Origin of the sequence: Streptomyces sp. NPDC050988 (genome assembly GCF_044456225.1) — a bacterium.
In the GTDB taxonomy this organism is placed as follows: Bacteria; Actinomycetota; Actinomycetes; order Streptomycetales; family Streptomycetaceae; genus Streptomyces.
Window position 1 is genome coordinate 13,964 of the sequence record NZ_JBITFQ010000041.1, and the last position, 23,030, is coordinate 36,993.

The 23,030-nt window shown below is 69.5% G+C and carries 18 protein-coding genes and 1 riboswitch; of the genes, 15 read left to right on the forward strand and 3 right to left on the reverse strand.

All coding sequences use genetic code 11. From position 1 onward, the window contains the following. Positions 1 to 19 precede the first annotated feature (19 nt). The 11 genes from nuoE (at position 20) to recQ (ending at position 15,254) form a co-directional block, all read left to right on the forward strand. Complete coding sequence (nuoE, locus tag ACIBEI_RS44990) at positions 20 to 844, forward strand: NADH-quinone oxidoreductase subunit NuoE (protein ID WP_398896986.1); 825 nt, start codon at positions 20 to 22, stop codon at positions 842 to 844. Beyond that, a complete protein-coding gene (gene nuoF, locus ACIBEI_RS44995; protein ID WP_398896895.1) occupies positions 844 to 2,226 on the forward strand; it encodes an NADH-quinone oxidoreductase subunit NuoF in 1,383 nt (460 codons plus the stop codon). The genes nuoE and nuoF overlap by 1 nt, the downstream gene beginning before the upstream one ends. Continuing rightward, entirely contained in the window at positions 2,223 to 4,727 is a 2,505-nt protein-coding gene (locus ACIBEI_RS45000; protein WP_398896896.1) for an NADH-quinone oxidoreductase subunit G, read from the forward strand. The genes nuoF and ACIBEI_RS45000 overlap by 4 nt, the downstream gene beginning before the upstream one ends. Further along, positions 4,724 to 6,112 carry an NADH-quinone oxidoreductase subunit NuoH gene (gene nuoH / locus ACIBEI_RS45005; protein WP_398896898.1) on the forward strand — a complete coding sequence of 463 codons (1,389 nt, stop codon included), beginning with the start codon at positions 4,724 to 4,726 and terminating at the stop codon, positions 6,110 to 6,112. Before ACIBEI_RS45000 ends, nuoH begins: the two co-directional genes overlap by 4 nt. Beyond that, positions 6,105 to 6,707 carry an NADH-quinone oxidoreductase subunit NuoI gene (gene nuoI / locus ACIBEI_RS45010; RefSeq protein WP_398896900.1) on the forward strand — a complete coding sequence of 201 codons (603 nt, stop codon included), beginning with the start codon at positions 6,105 to 6,107 and terminating at the stop codon, positions 6,705 to 6,707. The genes nuoH and nuoI overlap by 8 nt, the downstream gene beginning before the upstream one ends. Beyond that, positions 6,704 to 7,546, forward strand: a complete 843-nt coding sequence (locus ACIBEI_RS45015; protein WP_398896901.1) for an NADH-quinone oxidoreductase subunit J — start codon at positions 6,704 to 6,706, stop codon at positions 7,544 to 7,546. Before nuoI ends, ACIBEI_RS45015 begins: the two co-directional genes overlap by 4 nt. Continuing rightward, positions 7,543 to 7,842, forward strand: coding sequence for an NADH-quinone oxidoreductase subunit NuoK (gene nuoK / locus ACIBEI_RS45020; protein ID WP_004927567.1), 300 nt, complete (start codon positions 7,543 to 7,545; stop codon positions 7,840 to 7,842). The genes ACIBEI_RS45015 and nuoK overlap by 4 nt, the downstream gene beginning before the upstream one ends. A gap of 14 nt (positions 7,843 to 7,856) precedes the next feature. Continuing rightward, positions 7,857 to 9,752: an NADH-quinone oxidoreductase subunit L gene (gene nuoL, locus ACIBEI_RS45025; RefSeq protein ID WP_398896902.1), complete on the forward strand. Its 1,896-nt coding sequence runs from the start codon at positions 7,857 to 7,859 to the stop codon at positions 9,750 to 9,752. A 5-nt stretch (positions 9,753 to 9,757) separates the two neighbouring features. Further along, entirely contained in the window at positions 9,758 to 11,329 is a 1,572-nt protein-coding gene (locus ACIBEI_RS45030; protein WP_398896903.1) for an NADH-quinone oxidoreductase subunit M, read from the forward strand. Next, on the forward strand, positions 11,326 to 12,975 hold the full coding sequence (nuoN, locus tag ACIBEI_RS45035) for an NADH-quinone oxidoreductase subunit NuoN (protein ID WP_398896905.1): 1,650 nt from the start codon (positions 11,326 to 11,328) through the stop codon (positions 12,973 to 12,975). Before ACIBEI_RS45030 ends, nuoN begins: the two co-directional genes overlap by 4 nt. 200 nt (positions 12,976 to 13,175) lie before the next feature. Continuing rightward, the gene (gene recQ, locus ACIBEI_RS45040; RefSeq protein ID WP_398896987.1) at positions 13,176 to 15,254 is read left to right on the forward strand and encodes a DNA helicase RecQ; all 2,079 of its coding nucleotides are present in this window, start codon (positions 13,176 to 13,178) and stop codon (positions 15,252 to 15,254) included. A gap of 424 nt (positions 15,255 to 15,678) precedes the next feature. On the opposite strand, the gene fahA is transcribed toward recQ, so the two are convergent. Continuing rightward, on the reverse strand, positions 15,679 to 16,938 hold the full coding sequence (gene fahA / locus ACIBEI_RS45045; RefSeq protein WP_398896906.1) for a fumarylacetoacetase: 1,260 nt from the start codon (positions 16,936 to 16,938) through the stop codon (positions 15,679 to 15,681). Positions 16,939 to 17,182: 244 nt separating this feature from the next. Here fahA and ACIBEI_RS45050 point away from each other — a divergent pair, with 244 nt between their 5' ends. The 3 genes from ACIBEI_RS45050 (at position 17,183) to ACIBEI_RS45060 (ending at position 20,942) form a co-directional block, all read left to right on the forward strand. Then, the gene (locus ACIBEI_RS45050; RefSeq protein WP_398896907.1) at positions 17,183 to 18,439 is read left to right on the forward strand and encodes an ATP-grasp domain-containing protein; all 1,257 of its coding nucleotides are present in this window, start codon (positions 17,183 to 17,185) and stop codon (positions 18,437 to 18,439) included. A gap of 113 nt (positions 18,440 to 18,552) precedes the next feature. Beyond that, complete coding sequence (locus ACIBEI_RS45055; RefSeq protein WP_398896909.1) at positions 18,553 to 19,815, forward strand: FAD-dependent oxidoreductase; 1,263 nt, start codon at positions 18,553 to 18,555, stop codon at positions 19,813 to 19,815. Positions 19,816 to 20,126: 311 nt separating this feature from the next. Beyond that, on the forward strand, positions 20,127 to 20,942 hold the full coding sequence (locus ACIBEI_RS45060; protein ID WP_398896910.1) for an HAD family hydrolase: 816 nt from the start codon (positions 20,127 to 20,129) through the stop codon (positions 20,940 to 20,942). A gap of 159 nt (positions 20,943 to 21,101) precedes the next feature. Here the strand turns inward: ACIBEI_RS45060 and ACIBEI_RS45065 are convergent, their stop codons facing one another. Next, entirely contained in the window at positions 21,102 to 21,845 is a 744-nt protein-coding gene (locus ACIBEI_RS45065) for a transglycosylase SLT domain-containing protein (RefSeq protein WP_398896912.1), read from the reverse strand. Positions 21,846 to 21,848: 3 nt separating this feature from the next. Beyond that, positions 21,849 to 22,013: riboswitch (cyclic di-AMP (ydaO/yuaA leader) on the reverse strand. 357 nt (positions 22,014 to 22,370) lie between these two features. Further along, entirely contained in the window at positions 22,371 to 22,499 is a 129-nt protein-coding gene (locus ACIBEI_RS45070; RefSeq protein WP_398896913.1) for a DUF5959 family protein, read from the reverse strand. A 22-nt stretch (positions 22,500 to 22,521) separates the two neighbouring features. On the opposite strand from ACIBEI_RS45070, the gene ACIBEI_RS45075 reads away from it, so the two are divergent. Next, positions 22,522 to 23,025, forward strand: a complete 504-nt coding sequence (locus ACIBEI_RS45075) for a hypothetical protein (protein ID WP_398896914.1) — start codon at positions 22,522 to 22,524, stop codon at positions 23,023 to 23,025. The last annotated feature ends 5 nt before the right edge of the window (positions 23,026 to 23,030 follow it).

Here is a 23,030-nt window from a genome sequence, read left to right on the forward strand (position 1 = left end):
CGAGGGCGTCAGCCTGGGCATGCCCCAACTGCCCGCGCCCGATTACCCGGACGACGTTCGAGCCAGGCTGGAGGCGGACGCGCGCGAGATCATCGCCCGCTACCCGGACTCCCGGTCCGCCCTCCTGCCGTTGCTGCATCTCGTGCAGTCGGAGGAGGGCCACGTCACGCGCACCGGGCAGCGGTTCTGCGCGGAGATGCTGGACCTGACCACGGCCGAGGTCACCGCGGTCGCGACCTTCTACTCCATGTACCGGCGCAAGCCGAGCGGTGACTACCAGGTGGGTGTCTGCACCAACACCCTGTGCGCGGTCATGGGCGGCGACGCGATCTTCGAGTCGCTGCAGGACCACCTCGGTGTCGGCAACGGCGAGACCACCGACGACGGCAAGGTCACCCTGGAGCACATCGAGTGCAACGCGGCCTGCGACTTCGCGCCGGTCGTGATGGTCAACTGGGAGTTCTTCGACAACCAGACCGTGGCGAGCGCGAAGCGCCTCGTCGACGACCTGCGCGCGGGAACACAGGTCGAGCCGACGCGCGGTGCCCCCTTGTGCACGTTCAAGGACACCTCCCGCATCCTGGCGGGCTTCCCCGACGAGCGCGAGGGCGCGGTCGAGGCGAGCGGCGCCGCGGGCCCCGCCTCGCTGATCGGCCTCCGGCTGGCCAAGGGGGAGACGGGCCCCGCGCGCGTGGTGCACCCACGAGGGTCCGGCGCTCCCCAGGACGAGCCGCCGCACGACCCGTCCCCGTCCGAGCACCTCAGTTCGCACGACGCGCCGCAGGACACGTCGGCCTCAGACCCGGACCACCCGGCCGGGCCCGTAGCCGAGGAGGGGGAGTGATGACCGTGTCCACTCAATATGGGGGCACCTCCCAGCCCGAGGCTGGGGGGGAGACGAGCCCCGAGAAGCTGCTCTCACCGGTGCTGTCGGCCTTCTGGGACGAGGACAAGTCCTGGTCGCTGGACGTGTACCGGAGGCACGACGGGTACGAGGGCCTGCGCAAGGCGCTCGCGATGTCGCCGGACGACCTCATCGCGTATGTGAAGGACTCCGGTCTGCGCGGCCGTGGCGGCGCGGGATTCCCCACCGGAATGAAGTGGCAGTTCATTCCCCAGGGGGATGGAAAGCCTCACTATCTAGTTGTCAACGCCGACGAATCAGAGCCGGGGACTTGTAAGGACATCCCGCTCCTCTTCGCGAACCCGCACAGCCTCATTGAGGGCATTGTCATCGCCTGTTATGCGATCCGGTCGTCGCATGCATTCATCTATCTGCGTGGTGAAGTCGTCCCCGTGCTCAGGCGGTTGCACGAGGCCGTACGCGAGGCCTACGCGGCGGGCTACCTGGGCGAGAACATCCTGGGCAGCGGGCTCGATCTCCAGCTCACCGTGCACGCGGGCGCGGGCGCGTACATCTGCGGTGAGGAGACCGCACTGCTCGACTCGCTCGAAGGCCGCCGTGGACAGCCGCGACTTCGTCCCCCTTTCCCTGCCGTCGCGGGCCTCTATGCCTGTCCAACTGTTGTGAACAACGTCGAGTCCATCGCGTCGGTTCCCGCGATTCTGCACAAGGGCAAAGAATGGTTCCGGTCGATGGGAAGCGAGAAGTCCCCGGGCTTCACGCTCTACTCCCTCAGCGGCCATGTCACCAGCCCCGGCCAGTACGAGGCCCCGCTCGGCATCACACTCCGTCAGCTCCTCGACATGAGCGGCGGCATCCGGAAGGGACACCGCCTCAAGTTCTGGACGCCGGGCGGCTCCTCGACCCCGATGTTCACCGACGAGCACCTCGACGTCCCTCTTGACTACGAAGGAGTGGGCGCCGCGGGTTCCATGCTCGGCACAAAAGCACTCCAGTGCTTCGACGAGACGACCTGCGTCGTCCGTGCCGTCACGCGGTGGACCGAGTTCTACGCCCACGAGTCCTGCGGCAAGTGCACGCCCTGCCGCGAAGGGACGTACTGGCTCGTGCAGTTGCTGCGCGACATCGAGGCCGGCAAGGGCGTCATGTCCGACCTCGACAAGCTGAACGACATCGCCGACAACATCAACGGCAAGTCCTTCTGCGCCCTCGGCGACGGCGCCGCCTCGCCGATCTTCTCCTCGCTCAAGTACTTCCGCGCGGAGTACGAGGAGCACATCACCGGCCGGGGCTGCCCCTTCGACCCCGCCAAGTCGACGGCCTGGGCCGACAAGGAAAAGCACACGGAGGTGAACGCATGACGGTAACCACGAGCGCTCCCTCCGGAGGCGGGGAGGCGGCCGTTCCGCCGGAGGATCTCGTCTCGCTGACCATCGACGGCGTCGAGATCAGCGTGCCCAAGGGCACCCTGGTCATCCGCGCGGCCGAACAGCTCGGCATCGAGATCCCCCGCTTCTGCGACCATCCGCTCCTCGACCCGGCCGGCGCCTGCCGTCAGTGCATCGTCGAGGTCGAGGGCCAGCGCAAGCCCATGGCGTCCTGCACGATCACCTGCACGGACGGGATGGTCGTCAAGACCCATCTCAGCTCTCCTGTCGCCGAGAAGGCCCAGAAGGGTGTGATGGAGCTCCTGCTCATCAACCACCCGCTGGACTGCCCGGTCTGCGACAAGGGCGGCGAGTGCCCCCTGCAGAACCAGGCGATGTCGCACGGCCACTCCGAGTCCCGCTTCGAGGGCAAGAAGCGTACGTACGAGAAGCCCGTGCCGATCTCCACCCAGGTGCTGCTCGACCGCGAGCGGTGCGTGCTGTGCGCCCGCTGCACCCGGTTCTCCAACCAGATCGCGGGCGACCCGATGATCGAGCTGATCGAGCGGGGCGCGCTCCAGCAGGTCGGCACCGGTGAGGGCGACCCGTTCGAGTCGTACTTCTCCGGGAACACGATCCAGATCTGCCCGGTCGGCGCGCTGACCTCGGCGGCGTATCGCTTCCGCTCGCGGCCGTTCGACCTCGTCTCGTCGCACTCGGTGTGCGAGCACTGCTCCGGCGGTTGCGCGACCCGCACCGACCACCGGCGCGGCAAGGTCATGCGGCGCCTCGCCTCCCCGGACCCCCAGGTCAACGAGGAGTGGCTCTGCGACAAGGGACGGTTCGGCTTCCGGTACGCCCAGCAGCGGGACCGGCTCCAGACCCCGCTGGTACGCGGCGAGTCCGGTGAGCTGGAGCCCGCTTCCTGGCCGGAGGCTCTGGAGGCCGCGGCCCAGGGGCTGCTGGCCGCCCGCTCCCGCGCCGGTGTCCTCACCGGCGGCCGGCTGACCGTCGAGGACGCCTACGCGTACAGCAAGTTCGCGCGCGTGGCCCTCGACACGAACGACATCGACTTCCGCGCGCGCGTGCACAGCGGCGAGGAGGCCGAGTTCCTGGCCGCCCGGGTCGCCGGACGCGGACGTGACCTCGACGGTACGGGCGTCACGTACACCGCGCTGGAGAAGGCACCCGCCGTCCTGCTCGCCGGATTCGAGTCCGAGGAGGAGGCGCCCGGAGTCTTCCTGAGGCTGCGCAAGGCCTGGCGCGGACACGGGCAGAAGACCTTCTCGCTGGCCACGCACGCGACCCGCGGCCTGGAGAAGGCGGGCGGCACGCTGCTGCCGGCCGCCCCCGGCACCGAGACCGAGTGGCTGGACGCGCTCGCCTCCGGGGCCGGCCTGGAGGGCGACGGGGCGAGGGCCGCCGAGGCGCTGCGCACCGAGGGCGCCGTGATCGTCGTCGGCGAGCGGCTGGCCGCCGTGGCGGGCGGGCTCACCGCCGCCGTACGGGCCGCCACCGCGACCGGCGCTCAGCTGGTGTGGATCCCGCGCCGGGCCGGGGAGCGCGGCGCGATCGAGGCGGGGGCGCTGCCCTCGCTGCTGCCCGGCGGACGCCCGGCCACCGACCCGCGCGCGCGGGACGAGGTCACGCTGGCCTGGGGACTCGCGGCTCTGCCGCACCGCCACGGTCGTGACACCGGACAGATCGTCGAGGCCGCCGCCACCGGTGAGCTCTCCGCGCTCGTCGTCGCGGGCGTCGAGGTCGCCGACCTTCCCGACCCGGCACGCGCGCGTGAAGCACTGTCCGCGGTGGGCTTCCTGGTGTCGCTGGAACTGCGCCCCAGTGAGGTCACCGAGCAGGCGGACGTCGTCCTCCCGGTGGCCGCGGTCGCCGAGAAGGCGGGCACCTTCCTCAACTGGGAAGGCCGCGCACGCCTCTTCGAGTCCGCGCTCAAGCCCGAGCAGCTGACCCGCCGGGTGTCGCCCACCGACGGGCGCGTCCTGCAGATGCTGGCCGACGCCATGGATGTACACCTGGGGCTGCCGGACCTGCGCACCGCGCGCGTGGAGCTGGACCGGCTCGGCACCTGGGACGGGGCGCGGGCCGGCGAACCCATGGAGACCGCGGCTGTGCTGCCGCGGCCCGCCTCGGGTGAGGCCGTGCTCGCCGGACACCGGCTGCTGCTCGACCAGGGCCGTCTCCAGGAGGGCGACGAGGCACTCGCCGGTACGCGGCACGCCGCACACGCGCGCGTGTCGGCCGCCACGGCCGCCGAGGCGGGCGTCAAGAACGGCGACCTGCTCGCCGTGACCGGCCCCTCCGGAGTGGTCGAACTCCCGCTGCAGATCACCGAGATGCCCGACCGCGTGGTCTGGCTCCCGCTGAACTCCGCCGGGGGAGGCGTCGCCTCCGACACGGGCGCGCTGCCCGGCGCACTCGTCCGCATCGGCCCGGCGACGCTCGCCGCCGAGACCCCCAAGGAGGTGGAGGCATGACCGGAAACCTCGCCGCGCCCGTGTACCTGGCCGCTGAGGACCTCTCCATGTTCGGCCGCGACCCCTGGTGGCTCGTCGTCATCAAGGCGGTCTTCTGCTTCGCCTTCCTGATGCTCACCGTGCTGTTCTCCATCGTGTGGGAGCGCAAGGTCGTCGCCTGGATGCAGCTGCGCATCGGCCCCAACCGGCACGGCCCCTGGGGCATGCTCCAGTCGCTCGCCGACGGCATCAAGCTGATGCTCAAGGAAGACCTGATCGTCAAGCGCGCCGACAAGGTCGTCTACATCCTGGCGCCCATCGTGGCCGCCATCCCGGCCTTCATGGCGATCGCCGTGATCCCCTTCGGGCCGGCCGACAACCAGATCTCGATCTTCGGCCAGCGCACCACGATGCAGCTCACCGACCTCCCGATCGCGATGCTCTACATCCTCGCGGTCGCCTCGGTGGGCATCTACGGGATCGTGCTCGCGGGCTGGTCCTCCGGGTCGACGTATCCGCTCCTTGGCGGTCTGCGCTCCTGCGCGCAGATGATCTCGTACGAGATCGCCATGGGCGCCGCGTTCGCGTCGGTGTTCCTGTACTCGGGCTCGATGTCGACCTCGGAGATCGTCGCCCAGCAGCAGGACCGCTGGTACATCATCCTGCTGCCGGTGTCGTTCCTGATCTACATCGTGACGATGGTCGGCGAGACCAACCGCGCCCCCTTCGACATGCCGGAGTCCGAGGGCGACCTGGTGGGCGGTTTCAACACCGAGTACTCGTCCATCAAGTTCGCGCTGTTCATGCTCGCCGAGTACGTGAACATGGTGACCGTCTCGGCGGTCTCCGTGACGCTCTTCCTGGGCGGCTGGCGGGCTCCCTGGCCGGTCAGCACCTTCTGGGAGGGCGCGAACCACGGCTGGTGGCCGATGCTCTGGTTCGTCATCAAGGTGCAGCTGCTGCTGTTCTTCTTCATCTGGCTGCGCGGCACGCTGCCCCGCGTCCGCTACGACCAGCTGATGAAGCTCGGCTGGAAGGTCCTCATCCCGGTCTCCGTGGTCTGGCTGATGTGCGTCGCGACCGTACGGACCCTGCGGAACGAGAACTACGACTTCGCCGACATCGCCCTGTACGTGGCGGGCGCGGTCCTTGTGCTGCTGTTGCTCTCCTTCATCGCCGACATGTACCGCGACCGCAAGGACGCCCAGGAGACGCCGGACGAACCCGTCGCCTTCGACCCGATGGCGGGCGGATTCCCCGTACCGCCGCTGCCGGGACAGGAGCTGCCGCCGGTGCCCCGGCGACGTCCGCGCCGGGAGCGGGAGTTGATTGTCAGTGGTGGCGTGAATACTGACAGTGACGGATCCGATGGACCTCGTGACGGAAAGGAGGCGTCCGATGGCTGATGAGCAGAAGGAGACCAAACCCGGTTTCCAGAATCCCGTCGCAGGCTTCGGCGTGACCTTCAAGGCCATGTTCAAGAAGCGGCTGACCGAGCAGTATCCGGAGCAGCAGAAGACCACCGCCCCGCGGTTCCACGGCCGGCACCAGCTCAACCGCCATCCGGACGGCCTGGAGAAGTGCGTCGGCTGCGAGCTGTGCGCCTGGGCCTGTCCCGCGGACGCCATCTATGTGGAGGGCGCGGACAACACCGAGGAGGAGCGCTACTCCCCGGGCGAGCGGTACGGCCGCGTCTACCAGATCAACTACGCCCGCTGCATCCTGTGCGGCCTGTGCATCGAGGCGTGCCCCACGCGCGCGTTGACGATGACGAACGAGTTCGAACTGGCCGACAGCAGCCGCGCCAACCTCATCTACACCAAGGAGCAGCTGCTCGCCGGCCTGGAGGAAGGCATGGTCGAGTCACCGCACTCGATCTTCCCGGGCATGGACGAGGGCGACTACTACCGGGGCCTGGTCACGGAGGCCGCCCCCGGCACGGTGCCCCAGGTGGCCGTCTCCAAGGGAGAGAAGCCCGAGGACGAGGGGGCGGACGCATGAGCGCGCAACTCGCCGCCCACGCCAACTCCCTCGCGGCCTACTCGACGTCCACCGGCGAGGCCTTCCAGTTCTGGATCCTCGGCACCGTCGCGGTGATCGGCGCCCTGTGCACCGTCTTCATGAAGAAGGCCGTGCACAGCGCGCTCTGCCTCGCCGGAACCATGATCATCCTGGCGGTGTTCTACCTCGCCAACGGCGCGTACTTCCTGGGCATCGTCCAGGTCGTCGTCTACACCGGCGCGATCATGATGCTGTTCCTCTTCGTGGTCATGCTCGTCGGTGTCACCGCGGCGGACTCCCTGAAGGAGACCATCAAGGGCCAGCGCTGGCTGGCCCTCCTGTGCGGCCTCGGCTTCGGAATCCTGCTCTGCGCGGGCATCGGCAACGCGTCGCTGTCGGAGTTCAACGGCCTGACCCAGGCCAACTCCGGTGGCAACGTGGAGGGCCTGGCGGCCCTCATCTTCACGAAGTACGTCTTCGCCTTCGAGATCACCGGCGCCCTGCTCATCACGGCCGCCGTCGGCGCCATGGTGCTCACCCACCGCGAGCGCACCGAGCGTGCCAAGACCCAGCGCGAACTGGCCGGGGAGCGTGTACGGGCGAACAAGCAGCTCCCGCCGCTGCCCGCCCCCGGCGTCTACGCCCGGCACAACGCGGTGGACATCGCCGGTCTTCTCCCGGACGGCACCCCGTCCGAGCTCACCGTCATCAAGACACTGCGTGACCGCGGGCAGATCCGCGATGTGTCGGACGAGGCGATCAAGGACCTCAAGGCCCTGGAGCAGCGTTCCGAGGAGCGGCTCGGCCGCGAAGAGCGGGAAGAGGAGGCCGCGAAGTGAACCCCGTCAACTACCTCTACCTCGCCGCCCTGTTGTTCACGATCGGCGCCACCGGCGTCCTGATCAGGCGCAACGCGATCGTGGTGTTCATGTGCGTCGAGCTGATGCTCAACGCCTGCAACCTCGCGTTCGTCGCCTTCTCCCGGATGCACGGCAATCTCGACGGCCAGATCATCGCCTTCTTCACGATGGTCGTCGCCGCCGCGGAGGTCGTGGTCGGGCTCGCGATCATCGTGTCGCTGTTCCGTTCCCGCCACTCGGCCTCGGTCGACGACGCCAGCCTGATGAAGCTGTAAGGGGTCGCTGAATCGTGGAGAACCTGATTGCGCTGCTTGTGGCGGCGCCTCTGCTCGGAGCGGCCGTACTGCTGTGCGGCGGCCGGCGACTGGACGCCGTCGGCCACTTGATCGGTACGGCTCTCGCGTCCGTCTCCTTCGTGATCGGCGCGATCCTCTTCGCCGACATGCTGGGGAAGGACGCCGAACACCGGGCCATGGGCCAGCATCTGTTCAGCTGGATCCCCGTAGAGGGCTTCCAGGCGGACGTGGCCTTCCAGCTCGACCAGCTGTCGATGACGTTCGTGCTGCTGATCACGGGCGTCGGCTCGCTGATCCACCTGTACTCGATCGGGTACATGGAGCACGACGAGCGGCGCCGCCGCTTCTTCGGCTATCTGAACCTGTTCCTCGCGGCGATGCTCCTGCTCGTCCTCGCGGACAACTACCTGCTGCTGTACGTCGGCTGGGAGGGCGTCGGCCTCGCCTCGTACCTCCTGATCGGCTTCTGGCAGCACAAGCCCAGCGCCGCCACCGCCGCGAAGAAGGCCTTCCTGGTCAACCGCGTCGGCGACATGGGCCTGTCGATCGCGATCATGCTGATGTTCACCACCTTCGGGACCTTCGCCTTCGGGCCGGTCCTGGAGGCCACCGGTGAGACCGGTGAGGGCAAGCTGACCGCCATCGCCCTGATGCTGCTGCTCGCCGCCTGCGGCAAGTCCGCCCAGGTGCCGCTGCAGTCCTGGCTCGGGGACGCGATGGAGGGCCCGACCCCGGTCTCGGCCCTCATCCACGCCGCGACCATGGTGACCGCGGGCGTGTACCTGATCGTCCGCTCCGCCGACATCTTCAACGCCGCGCCGGACGCCCAACTGGTCACCACCGTGGTCGGAGCGGTCACGCTCCTCTTCGGTGCGATCGTCGGTTGCGCCAAGGACGACATCAAGAAGGCGCTTGCCGGTTCGACCATGTCGCAGATCGGCTACATGATCCTCGCGGCGGGCCTCGGCCCCATCGGCTACGTCTTCGCGATCATGCACCTGGTGACGCACGGCTTCTTCAAGGCCGGGCTCTTCCTCGGCGCCGGTTCGGTCATGCACGGCATGAACGACGAGGTCGACATGAGGAAGTACGGCGGCCTCAGGAAGTACATGCCGGTCACCTTCGTGACGTTCGGTCTCGGTTACCTGGCCATCATCGGCTTCCCGGGCCTGTCCGGCTTCTTCTCCAAGGACAAGATCATCGAGGCGGCCTTCGCCAAGGGCGGCACCGAGGGCTGGATCCTCGGCAGCGTGGCCCTGCTCGGCGCGGCCATCACCGCGTACTACATGACGCGCGTGATGCTGATGACCTTCTTCGGAGAGAAGCGCTGGCAGCCCGACGAGAACGGCCACGAGCCGCACCCGCACGAGTCCCCGAGGTCCATGACGATCCCGATGATCGTGCTGGCCTTCGGATCGGTCTTCGCGGGCGGGTTCTTCAGCATCGGCGACCGCTTCGTGCACTGGCTGGAGCCCGTCACCGAGCACGCGCACGGCCACCCGCCGGTCAGCGCGACGACGGTCACGCTCGCCACCATGGTCGTGCTCGTCATCGGCGTCGCTCTCGCCTACGCCCAGTACGGGCGCCGTCCCGTTCCGGTGCTCGCCCCGCGCGGCTCCCTGCTCACCCGGGCCGCCCGGCGCGACCTCCTCCAGGACGACTTCAACCACGTCGTCCTCGTACGCGGCGGAGAGCACCTCACGCGCTCCCTGGTGTACGTCGACCACACCCTGGTCGACGGGGTCGTGAACGGCACGGCGGCCTCGATGGGCGGCCTCTCCGGACGGCTCCGCAAGCTGCAGAACGGCTATGCGCGGTCGTACGCGGTCTCCATGTTCGGCGGTGCTGCGATCCTCATCGCCGCGACCCTGCTGATGAGGGCGGTCTGATACCGATGTCCTTTCCTCTGCTGACAGCGACGGCGGTGCTCCCGGCGATCGGGGCCATCGCCACGGCCGCAGTGCCGGCCGCGCGCCGCACCGCCGCCAAGTGGCTGGCGCTGATCGTCTCGCTCGCCACCCTGGTACTCGCCCTGGTCGTCCTGATCCGCTTCGACCCGGACGGCGACCGCTACCAGCTCACCGAATCGCACGCCTGGATCGCGGACTTCGGGGTGCGGTACGAACTGGGCGTGGACGGCATCGGGGTGGCGCTGGTCGCGCTGACCGCGCTGCTGATCCCGTTCGTGATCCTCGCGGGCTGGCACGACGCCGACCCCCTGGAGACCAACAGCAGCCGGTGGCGCCCGACCCAGGGCTTCTTCGCCCTGATCCTCGGCGTCGAGGCGATGGTGATCATCTCCTTCGAGGCCACCGACGTCTTCCTCTTCTACATCTTCTTCGAAGCCATGCTCATCCCGATGTACTTCCTCATCGGCGGCTTCGGAGACCGTGCCCACGCGGGCTCGGACGAGCACGCGGCGGCCCAGCGCTCGTACGCGGCCGTGAAGTTCCTCCTCTACAACCTGGTCGGCGGCCTGATCATGCTGGCCGCCGTGATCGGTCTCTACGTAGTGGCCGGAAACTTCTCGCTCCAGGAGATCGCCGAAGCCCGGGCCAACGGCACGCTGGACATGGCGACCAACACCGAACGATGGCTCTTCCTGGGCTTCTTCTTCGCTTTCGCGGTGAAGGCGCCCCTGTGGCCGCTGCACACCTGGCTGCCCAACGCCATGGGTGAGGCCACCGCCCCGGTCGCCGTCCTCATCACGGCGGTCGTCGACAAGGTCGGCACCTTCGCGATGCTCCGCTTCTGCCTCCAGCTCTTCCCGGAGGCCTCGAAGTGGGCGACGCCGGTCATCCTCGTACTCGCCCTGATCAGCATCATCTACGGGGCGCTGCTCGCGGTCGGCCAGCGGGACATCAAGCGGCTGGTGGCGTACGCGTCGATCTCCCACTTCGGGTTCATCATCATGGGCATCTTCGCCATGACGAGCCAGGGCCAGTCGGGCGCGACGCTCTACATGATCAACCACGGGATCTCGACCGCCGCGCTGATGCTGGTGGCGGGCTTCCTGATCTCGCGGCGCGGCTCGCGCCTGATCGCCGACTACGGAGGGGTGCAGAAAGTCGCCCCGGTGCTCGCCGGCACCTTCCTGATCGGCAGCCTCGCGACGCTGTCCCTGCCGGGGCTCGCGCCGTTCGTGAGTGAGTTCCTGGTCCTGGTCGGCACGTTCACGCGCTACCCGGCCATCGGGATCATCGCCACGTTCGGCATCGTCCTCGCCGCGCTCTACACGCTCGTGCTCTACCAGCGGACGATGACCGGCCCGGTGAAGCCCGAGGTCTCCGCGATGCCTGACCTCCGGGTGCGGGAGCTCGTGGTGGTCGCCCCGCTGATCGCTCTGTTGATCTTCCTCGGCGTCTACCCGAAGCCGATCACCGACATCGTCAACCCGGCGGTCAAGCAGACCATGTCCGACGTACAGAAGAAGGACCCCCAGCCCGAGGTGGAGGCCGCACCGTGAGCGCAACAGCCGTCCACAGCCTGTGGACAACGGCGGCGGATCCGATCACCAAGATCGACGCGCCGAAGATCGAGTACGGGCAATTGTCGCCCACCCTGATCGTCATCGGTGCGGCGATCATCGGGATCCTGGTCGAGGCCTTCGTGCCCCGGAAGTCCCGCTACTACGTCCAGTTGTTCGTGTCCGTCGTCGCCCTCGCCGCAGCCTTCGCCGCGGTCGTGGGACTCGCGGCCGGCGGATACGGCACCACCAAGGCCGGTATCGCCGCGATGGGCGCCATCGCGGTCGACGGGCCCGCGCTGTTCCTGCAGGGCACGATCCTGCTGGCCGGTGTGCTCGGCGTGTTCACGTTCGCCGAGCGGCGACTCGACCCGGTGGCGCACGGAAACCGCGTCGACTCGTTCGCCGCGCAGGCCGCGTCCGTGCCGGGCAGCGACAGCGAGCAGGCCGCGGTCAAGGCCGGGTTCACCACGACCGAGGTGTTCCCGCTGCTGCTCTTCGCGATCGGCGGCATGCTCGTCTTCCCGTCGGCGAACGACCTGCTGACGCTGTTCATCGCCCTGGAAGTCTTCTCGCTGCCGCTCTACCTCCTCTGCGCCGTGGCCCGCCGCAAGCGGATCATGTCGCAGGAGGCCGCGGTCAAGTACTTCCTGCTCGGCGCCTTCGCCTCCGCGTTCACCCTCTTCGGCATCGCCCTGCTGTACGGCTACGCCGGTTCGGTGTCGTACGCGACGATCGCGCAGGTCGTCGACGGCACCATCGGGACGGTGAACCCGGCACTCGCCGGCACCATGGGCAACGACGCGCTGCTGCTCATCGGCGCCGCGATGGTCGTTATGGGCCTGCTCTTCAAGGTCGGCGCCGTGCCGTTCCACATGTGGACCCCGGACGTCTACCAGGGCGCGCCGACCCCGGTCACCGGCTTCATGGCCGCCGCGACCAAGGTGGCCGCCTTCGGCGCGCTGCTGCGGCTGCTGTACGTCGTGCTGCCGGGCCTGCGCTGGGACTGGCGGCCGGTGATGATGGGCGTCGCGGTCGTCACCATGCTGGGCGGTGCGATCGTCGCGATCACCCAGACCGACATCAAGCGGCTCCTCGCGTACTCGTCGATCGCGCACGCGGGATTCATCCTCGCGGGTGTCATCGCGACCACGCCGGACGGTGTCTCGTCGGTGCTCTTCTACCTGGGCGCGTACTCGTTCGTGACGATCGGCGCGTTCGCGGTGGTCACCCTCGTACGGGACGCGGGCGGCGAGGCCACGCACCTGTCCAAGTGGGCCGGCCTCGGACGCAGGTCACCCCTGGTGGCCGCCGTGTTCGCGGTCTTCCTGCTGGCCTTCGCGGGCATCCCGCTGACCTCCGGCTTCGCCGGGAAGTTCGCCGTGTTCAAGGCGGCGGCCGAGGGCGGCGCGGGCGCGCTGGTCGTGGTCGGTGTGATCTCGTCGGCCATCGCGGCCTTCTTCTACATCCGCGTGATCGTGCTGATGTTCTTCAGCGAGCCCCGTCCGGAGGGGCCGACGGTCGCCGTGCCGTCGCCGCTCACGATGACGGCGATCGGGGTGGGCGTGGCGGTCACGCTGGTACTGGGTGTGGCGCCGCAGTACTTCCTTGATCTGGCCGGTCAGGCGGGCGTCTTCGTTCGCTGACCTGGTGTTCTTCGGGCCCCGGTTCCTTTGGGAGCCGGGGCCCGAAGCGTTTTTCGGGGCGAGATGGAGGAGTTTCGCGGCGCGTCGGCGGGTGCGGTGCGCAGATACTCCGTCGCAGCCTGTGGATAACTCTGAGGCTGTCGGTGCGGACCCCTATCGTGGGGGCAGTGGTCGAGGCACGACGTACGGGGGACGGGACGATGGGCGGGACGGGTGTGATGACAGAGGTGGCGGAGAGCGAAGCGCTCGGCACGCTCCACCGGGTCTTCGGTTACGAGGCCTTCCGAGGCGAGCAGGAAGCCGTCATCGAGCATGTGGTGAGCGGCGGGGACGCGGTCGTCCTCATGCCCACCGGCGGCGGAAAGTCGCTCTGCTACCAGATCCCGGCCCTGGTCAGACCGGGTACGGGCGTGGTGGTCTCACCCCTCATCGCGCTGATGCAGGACCAGGTGGACGCTCTGCGGGCGCTCGGCGTGCGCGCCGGGTTCATGAACTCCACGCAGGACTTCGACGAGCGGCGCACCGTAGAGGCCGAGTTCCTCGCGGGCGAGCTCGACCTGGTCTACCTCGCGCCGGAGCGGCTGCGCCTGGAGTCCACGCTCGACCTCCTCAAGCGCGGAAAGATCTCCGTCTTCGCGATCGACGAGGCGCACTGCGTGTCTTCGTGGGGCCACGACTTCCGCCCCGACTATCTGTCGCTCTCGCTGCTGGGCGAGCGCTGGCCGGACGTACCGCGGATCGCGCTGACCGCGACGGCCACGCACGCCACGCACCAGGAGATCACCCAGCGCCTGGGCATGCCGGACGCCCGTCACTTCGTGGCGAGCTTCGACAGGCCCAACATCCAGTACCGGATCGTGCCGAAGGCCGACCCGAAGAAGCAGCTCCTGTCCTTCCTGAAGGAGGAGCACGCGGGCGACGCGGGCATTGTGTACTGCCTGTCGCGCAACTCGGTCGAGAAGACGGCCGAGTTCCTCGCCCGCAACGGCATCGCGGCGGTGCCGTACCACGCGGGTCTGGACTCCGGCACGCGCGCCGCCCACCAGTCGCGGTTCCTGCGCGAGGACGGCCTGGTGGTGTGCGCGACCATCGCCTTCGGGATGGGCATCGACAAGCCGGACGTCCGGTTCGTCGCCCACCTCGACCTGCCGAAGTCGGTCGAGGGCTACTACCAGGAGACCGGCCGCGCCGGCCGAGACGGACTGCCGTCCACGGCATGGATGGCCTACGGCCTGAACGACGTCATACAACAGCGCAAGATGATCCAGTCGAGCGAGGGCGACGAGGCGTTCCGGCGCCGGGCGGCCGCGCATCTCGACGCGATGCTCGCGCTGTGCGAGACGGCCCAGTGCCGACGCGGTCAGCTGCTCGCCTACTTCGGCCAGGACCCGGAGGCCCCGGCCTGCGGGAACTGCGACACGTGCCTGCTCCCGCCCGAGACCTGGGACGGCACGGTCGCGGCCCAGAAGGTGCTGTCCACGGTGGTGCGGCTGCAGCGTGAGCGGGGGCAGAAGTTCGGGGCGATCCAGATCGTCGACATCCTGCTCGGACGCAGGAGCGCCAAGGTCATCCAGTTCGACCACGACCAGCTCTCCGTGTTCGGCATCGGCGAGGAACTGGCCGAGGGCGAATGGCGCGGTGTCGTCCGGCAGTTGCTGGCCCAGGGGCTCCTCGCGGTCGAGGGTGAGTACGGCACGCTGGTGCTGACCGAGGCGAGCGGGACCGTGCTGCGGCGCGAGCGGGAGGTGCCGCTGCGCAAGGAGCCGCCGAAGCCGGTGACTTCCCGTTCCTCGTCCTCCTCGTCCGGTTCCGGTCGGAGCGAGCGCAAGGCCAAGGCGGCGGCCGCGGCGGCCGAGCTTGCTCCGGAGCTGCTTCCCGCCTTCGAGGCCCTGCGTGCCTGGCGGGCCGGCCAGGCCAAGGAACAGGGCGTTCCGGCGTACGTCATCTTCCACGACGCCACGCTGCGGGAGATCGCCACGGTGTGGCCCGGCTCCGTCGCGGAGCTGGGCGGGATCAGCGGGATCGGCGAGAAGAAGCTGGTGACTTACGGGGAGGGTGTGATCGGGGTGCTCGCTTCCTTGGAGCGGCCCTCGGGCTCCGACTCGGGCTCCGACTCCGGTTCCGGTTCCGGCCCGGGCTCCGGCTCGGGCCCTGGCGCTGGGCGAGCGGGGGATTCGGGGAGCGGCGAGAGGTCGGTCCCGGCGCCCCGGAGCGACGGCGACCCCGGGTTGTACTGGCCCGAGATGGAAGCGGAGCCTGAGCCGGAGGACTGGACATAGGTCCGGCTCCGGGTGCGGGGCGGTGGGGGCTGGTCGCGCAGTTCCCCGCGCCCCTGAAGAGCGGGGCTGCGCCCCAGCTCTTCAGCCTGTCCCGCTGTCCTAGCCTGTCCCGTGTTCCGAGAGTTCGTCGTGCTCGCTGGCTGCAGTTGGCCGCGTACGTGGGACGAGTGCCAGAACGGGGGCACCTGCCCGAGGGAGCCGCCTCGGCAGGCGCCCCTTAAGCAGGCGCCCCTTAAGGGGCGCGGGGAACTGCGCGACCAGCCCCCACCGCCCCGCAGATCCGAACAACCCCGCGTCAGCGAACACCAACACCGACGCGCCCCACCACAAAGGCCGCCCCGGCCAGGCAGGGCAGGCAGGCCCGCAGCCGAACGCGCCCGCAGCCGAACGCGCCCGCAGCCGGACGCGCCCGCGGGCGCATCCGCTACGCGCCCGCCGCCACCCGCCCGCTCACCTCGCCGAGGCCCACCCGCGTGCCATGCGCCCCGGGAGCCCACGCGGTCAGCGTCACCGTGTCTCCGTCCTCCAGGAAGGTGCGCTTGCCGTCGGGGAGGTCGAGGGTGTCCCGCCCGTTCCAGGTCAGCTCCAGCAGCGAGCCCCGCTGGTCGTCCGAGGCCCCGCTCACGGTGCCCGACCCGTACAGGTCGCCCGTGCGCAGCGACGCGCCGTTCACCGTCATGTGGGCCAGCTGCTGGGCGGCCGTCCAGTACATCGTCGAGAAGGGCGGCTCGGAGACGACGTGGCCGTTGATGGCGACGGAGATGCGCAGGTCATAGCCGCCGGGGTCCTCCGAGGCGTCGTCGGAGTCGTCCAGATACGGCAGCAGCGGATGCGTACGTGTCGGGGGCGCGACCCGGGCGTCGTCCAGGGCGTCGAGCGGTGTGATCCAGGCCGACACCGAGGTGGCGAAGGACTTGCCGAGGAACGGGCCGAGGGGGACGTACTCCCAGGCCTGGAGGTCGCGGGCGGACCAGTCGTTGAGGAGGCAGAGCCCGAAGACGTGGTCGCGGAAGTCGCTCAGCGGGACGGCCGTGCCCATCGCGGAGGGCGTGCCGACCACGAAGCCGACCTCCGCCTCGATGTCCAGCCGGACGGACGGCCCGAAGACCGGCGCCGGATCGGCCGGGGCCTTGCGCTGGCCCGAGGGACGTACGACCTCGGTCCCGGAGACCACGACGGTGCCCGACCTGCCGTGGTAACCGATCGGCAGATGCTTCCAGTTGGGGGTGAGGGAGTCCTCGGCGTCGGGGCGGAAGATCTGGCCGACGTTACGGGCGTGGTTCTCGGAGGCGTAGAAGTCGACGTAGTCGGCGACCTCGAAGGGGAGGTGGAGCGTCACCTCGGAGAGCGGGTGCAGCAGGGGCGCGATCGTCTCGCGGTGGGCCGGCACCGTCACCCACGCCGTGATCGCGCGCCGCACGTCCGACCAGGCCGTGCGGCCGGCCGCGAGCAGTGGGTTCAGGGAGGGGCGGGCGAGCAGGGCGGCGTACGGGGAGCCGAGTTCCACGGCCGCGGCCCCCGCGTCCAGCACGTGGTCGCCCAGCCGGACGCCCACGCTCCGCCGGCCGGAGCCGCTGTCGGAGCCGCTGACGGGCCCGCTGTTGGAGCCGTCGAGGGAGAACACGCCGTACGGAAGATTGTGCGGGCCGAAGGGATCGCCCTCGGTGACATCGAAGGGGGGCATGGGGTGCTGCCTCGCTTTCCGTGTGGGTGGGGCACACGTTACGGGGGAGTTGCCCTTCTTGGGCAGTGTCTAAAGGGTTCGCAATGTCCGTTCTAAGGGGTTCGCAAGAGTTCGCAATGTCCGATTGGGGCCCGGGGCGGAGTGGTCGATTCCGGCTTAGCGTCCATGCGGGGGACACGGGCGAGTTGGGTCCGCGTCCGTAGGGGGACACGTGGGGGGACCCGTGGCCAGAAGCTCCGCAGGCATGCCTTTCGACGTGCCTTTCGACCTGGACCGGGATGTGCCGGGCCTGATCGTGAAGTTCGGCGACTACCCGCTGCACCACGGCGGAGTGGGCGCGATCCGCAGTCTCGGGCGCCTGGGCGTACCGATGTACGCGATCACGGAGGACCGGTACACGCCCGCCGCGGCCTCGCGGCATCTGCGGCAGGCGTTCGTCTGGCCGACCACGGGGACGGAGCGGCCGGAGCGGCTCGTCGAGGGGCTGCTGCGCGTGGGGCGCCGGATCGGCCGGCCCACCGTGCTGATCCCGACCGACGAGGAGGCCGCGGTGCTGATCGCCGAGCACCAGGCGGAGCTCGCGGACCGCTTCCTGTTTCCCAGAGTGGAGGCCGGCCTTCCGCGCCGCCTCGCCAGCAAGCAGGGCCTGCGCGAACTCTGCCTGGAGCACGGCATACCCAGCCCGGAGTCCGCCTGCCCGGAGTCGTACGAGGAGATCGAGGACTTCGCCGCGAAGGCGGTCTTCCCGCTCGTGGTCAAGAACCGCGAGGCCTTCGTGCGCCGCGCACGACCCGCCGTGAGCGGGACGACCCGTATCGAGACCCGCGAGGGGCTGCTCGCGCTCGCGCGCGACTGGGGCGAGCACCCCGGGGTGATCCTCCAGGAGTATCTGCCCAGGGAGGACGCCGAGGACTGGATCGTGCACGCGTACTTCGACGCGGACTCGACGCCGCTCGCGATGTTCACCGGCGTCAAGGTCCGCTCCTGGCCGCCGCACGCGGGGATGACGGCGAACGCGTACGTGGTCGACAATCCGGAACTCGCGGACATCGCCGCGCGTTTCATCAAACAGATCGGCTTCAGCGGCGTCATCGACCTCGACCTGCGCTTCGACCGGCGCGACGGCCAGTACAAACTGCTCGACTTCAACCCGCGGATGGGCGCACAGTTCCGGCTCTTCGAGAACGAGTCGGGGATCGACGTCGTCCGTGCCATGCATCTGGACCTGACCGGCCGCACGGTTCCGGAGGGGGAACAGCTCGCGGGCCGGCGGTACATCGTGGAGAACATCGACCTGCCCGCCCTGCTCGCGTACCGCCGCAGCGGCTACACGACACCGCACGCCCCGGCCCACGCGAGCGGCACGGAGCTGGCCTGGCTGGCGGCGGACGACCTGCGGCCCTTCTTCACCATGCTCGCGCGCTTCGTGCGGCCCGGAGTGAAGCACATGTACCAGCTGTGGCGGACCAGCCGCCGGAGCACCCGTCCGAGCACGGGGTGAGGGCCTCTTCGGCCACGAGCCAGCAGTACACAGCACACGCACGGCAGTACACAGCACACGCACGTTGGTGTTGACCACGAAGTGACGAAGCAGCGTCCTGGGGAGGGGACTTCGTGATGGAGCCGGTGGCAGTGATCGGTGCCGGGCCCTTCGGCCTGTCCACCGCCGCGCATCTGCGAGCGCGCGGCATTCCGGTACGGGTGTTCGGTGAGCCCATGGTGAGCTGGCGTGCGCACATGCCTGAGGGGATGCTGCTGAAGTCGACCCCGGCCGCCTCGAACATCGACGCCCCGCAGCCCGGGCACAACCTCGTCGACTACTGCGACGCGGCCGGCATCCGCCGACTCGTCACGGACGAGGACATCGTCCCGGTCGAGACGTTCGTCGCCTACGGGGAGTGGTTCCGGCAGAAGCTCGTGCCGGACCTGGAGCGGGTGCGGGTCGTCTCGGTCGACCGGCGGGGCGACCAGGGGGATGCCGGGCGGGGCGCTCATCGGGGTGGCCCGGGGGGCGGTCGGCGCGGCTCGGGCGGCTTCGAACTCAAGCTGGACTCCGGGGAGTTGTTCACCGCGCGGGCGGTCGTCGTCGCGACCGGGCTGTCGGGGCTGGCGCATCTGCCGCCCGAGCTGGCCGCGGCCGCGCCCGACGGACCGACCCCCACGGGGCCCGTCTCGCACAGCTCGCAGCTCCACGACCTGTCCCGGTTCTCCGGCAAGGAGCTGATCGTCGTGGGCGCGGGCCAGTCCGCCCTGGAGACGGCGGCGCTCGCGGCGGAGGCGGGCGCGCAGGTGCGCGTGGTGGCGCGCGGCAAGGGATCGGTCGCCTTCGGCGCGCCCCCGTGGTCGCAGCCGCGGCTGCGACCCGAGTCGCCCTTCGGCCGGGCCTGGTCGCTGTGGGCCCTCAGCTACTACCCCCACCCGTACCGCCATCTGCCGCCGCAGGCCCGGCACTTCCTGGTCCGCAGGGTGCTCGGCCCTCTCGGTGCCTGGTGGCTGCGGGAGCGGTTCGAGGGGAAGGTACGGGTGAGCGAGGTGTCGCGGATCGTCCGCTCCGGATCGGCGGGCGGCCACCCGGCCCTCGCCGTCCAGACCCTCGCCGGACGCGTCGAGGAACTCTCCGCGGACCACGTCGTCGCCGCGACCGGATACCGCGTCGACCTCGCCGCGATGGACTTCCTCGGGCACGAACTCCGTACGGAGCTGGCGGTGAGCCGGGGGACACCGAAGCTGGGCGCCGGGTTCAGGTCCTCCGTACCCGGGCTGTACTTCACGGGGCTGCCGGCGGCGGCTTCGTACGGTCCCGTGATGCGGTTCGTGTGCGGGACGGAGTTCGCCTCACCGCGGTTGGTCCGGCATCTGGTGGGGGCGCGCGGCTGAACGGAACCTCCGCTTCGTGCGCGCACGCATCGACCCGTCGCCGACGCCGCCGAGCGGCACGAAGGGCGCGCGGGTGCCGCGTCCGTGGGACGGGGCGGGGCACCGGGAGATGGGACCCGGCGGCGGGCGACGGGCCGGTTGACCGGGGGCGGGGGAGCGGGCAGGGCATGGCCAACTGTTCGCCTTCGCCTGCGATTTGCCTCCGATCGGCCGACGGATGGTGCCTGTGACGACCTCTGTGCCTGACGAGATACCGGACGACGTCCGGTTCCCGTCGAGTCGTTGGGGCGTTCGATCCGTATTCTCTGATCATGGCCGCACCGATCGCATATTCACTCATCGCCACTGACCTGGACGGGACGTTGTTGCGAGGCGACGACACCCTTTCGGACAGGTCACGCGCCGCGCTGGCGATGGCAATCGGGAGAGGTGCCAGGCACCTCGTGGTGACGGGGCGCCCGGCACCTCGCGTACGCCCCCTGCTGGACGAACTGGGCAGCCGGGGACTGGCGGTGTGCGGTCAGGGGGCGCAGTTGTACGACGCAGGCGCCGAGCGCATGGTGTGGTCGGTCACCCTCGACCGTGAGCTGGCCGAGACGGCGCTCGGCAAGATCGAGGCAGAGGTCGGGGACCTGTACGCCGCGGTCGACCAGGACGGGGTCGACGGCCTCACGCTCATCGAGCCGGGGTACGAGATGCCGCACCCGACGCTCCCCGCGGTACGGGTCCTGCGCCGCGACGACCTCTGGACGGAACCCATCAGCAAGGTGCTGTTGCGCCATCCCCTGCTGTCCGACGACGAGTTGGCGTCCGCGGCCCGCGGAGCGGTCGGTTCCCTCGCCACGGTCACGATGTCCGGCCCCGGCACAGTCGAACTCCAGCCATGTGGAGTGACCAAGGCGACGGGTCTCGCCCTGGCGGCCGAACACCTCGGCCTCACTCCCGCCACCACGATCGCTTTCGGTGACATGCCCAACGACATTCCGATGTTCGACTGGGCGGCCCACGGCGTCGCGATGGCCAACGCCCACCCCGAACTCCAGGCGGTGGCCGACGAGGTGACCCTCTCGAACGAGGAGGACGGCATCGCGGTGGTACTGGAACGGCTCTTCGGCTCGCGGTCCTAGTTCTGCGTCAGGGGTCTGCGTCAGGAGAAAGCCGGGCGTGCCCGCGGAGAGGTCGGTCTCCCTCGCCGCGGGCACACCCGGCACCGTTTCCCTGGCCACGGGCACGCCCGGCACCGGTCGGCCCGATACCGCCCCGGTACCGGCCCGAAACCGGCCCGCTCAGTAGGCCCCGAAGACGTTGTCGATCGAGCCGTACCTCGCGGCGGCGTAGTTGCACGCCGCCGTGATGTTGGCGACCGGGTCGAAGGGGTCCATCGAGGTGCCGGCCACGTGGTAGGCGTTGAAGGTCGGGTCGATGGTCTGGAGGAGCCCCTTCGACGGCGTACCCGCGGCCGCGTTGGAGTCCCAGTTGTTCATGGCCCGCGGGTTGCCCGACGACTCGCGCATGATGTTGCGGTAGATGCCGTCGTACGACCCCGGGATGCCCTGCTGGGCCATGATGTCCAGCGACTCCCTGATCCAGCCGTCGAGGTCGTTCGTGTACGTCTTCGCGGCGGCGGGGGTGACGGCGGACGCGGTGGACGCCTTGGTGGCAGTGGCCGTCTTTGCCGAGCTCTGGGCGTTTTTCGTGCCGACCGTCAGCTTGAGGCCTGGGCGGATGACCGCCGGGTCGTCGCCGATGACCGCGCGGTTGGCCTTGTACAGGTTCTGCCAGCCGCCGCTCGTGGAGTGCTTCTTGGCGATCTTGGTCAGGGTGTCGCCCGCGACCACCTTGTAGGTGATGAGCGAGACCTGCGGGACCGCGGCTGGTGCGACCTGGGCGGCCTGCGTCGGCTGTGCGGCGTGGGCGCCGGTCGCGCCCACGATGGGGAGCGCGAGCGCGGCTCCGCCGGTTCCCGCGGCGACGATGCCGCGCGTGAGGGTGTTCATTCTGGTGCGGCGGTGCTTGCCTCGTGCGGCCATGGCGCGTTTCCTCTCCGACGCCTGCGAGGTGAGCTGTCGGGTTCGGGCGGGAGTTGCCCGGCCGCATGGTGCACGCGGCTTCACCCCGAGCCGTTCCGGAATCCGGACCGGCGGCCTACCTGGGTCCCCCGCTCCTGCCGTACGCGAGTGAATGGGTGGTTGGGATCTCCGGGCGGCGGCAGGATTAGGCGGTCCATCCGGAGTGACGTGAACGTATGCGAGAGCACATGCCGTGAACAAGCCCAGAATTCACATGGAGATGCCATTTGCCTGTTCGGGGCAGATGGTAATTCTTGATCCATTCGGAAGGTGAAGTTCAACTTGCTTTGAGCAAAGGTGAATCGACCGGCTCCGCAAAGCGGCCGTCCCGAGCGGACGTGACCCAATTCACGTGCACAGGTGGGGAATTAGGTGCGCCACGTGCCTAATACGGGCAAGTCGGGCGGAGTCGGGATGTCCGCCCAGTCGGCATAAGGGACTACTTGTCCAGAAACGTTCTCTCTGCTCTTCGAGGTGCCGGAGAGTTCAGCCTTCTGGGTTCCAGAGAGTGAGTACGTCACGCAGTTTCTGCCGGTGGCTGTCGATCCAGTTCCGGGGAAGATCGACGGGAACGCACACCGGGGCCATGGAAATCGTGTCGTCCTCCACGATCACCTTGTGGCAATCCCGTTCTCCCGTGAGCCGAATGGGAATCGACGGGTCCTCGCTCCACCGTCATCAGCGGGTGCCGGCCGAGGACCGTGATCCTGACCGAATTGCCCTCCTCGTCGGCGAGGAGCGCGAGGTCCGTCGGGCCGGTGCGGTGGTCGGCCGGGAGGTCGGCGTCGCAGAGGGCACAGACGAAATGGGCGTCCTGTACGGAGTTCCACTCGGCGCAGGACGCGCAGCGGCGGTAGGTGACGGGTTGCTCGCGTACGTGACCGCCCGGCCGGACGAGGTCCTCGCGAAGCCCAACTTCCCGGCGGCGCGCACCGGTTTCCCGTCCGCGCAGGCCACGTGCTCGGAGCGGCGTGGGGCCAGGCGCAGGGTCACGGAGGCGTCGACGACGAAGGTGAACGGCTCGTCGAGTTCGTCGGCGGGGCTGGCGGACAGGAAGGCGTCGAGGTCGGCCCGGGTCCGGATCCGGGTGCCGCCCGCGCCGGGCCGGACGGCCTCCCTTATGTCTTCGGGCCCCACATAGACGTA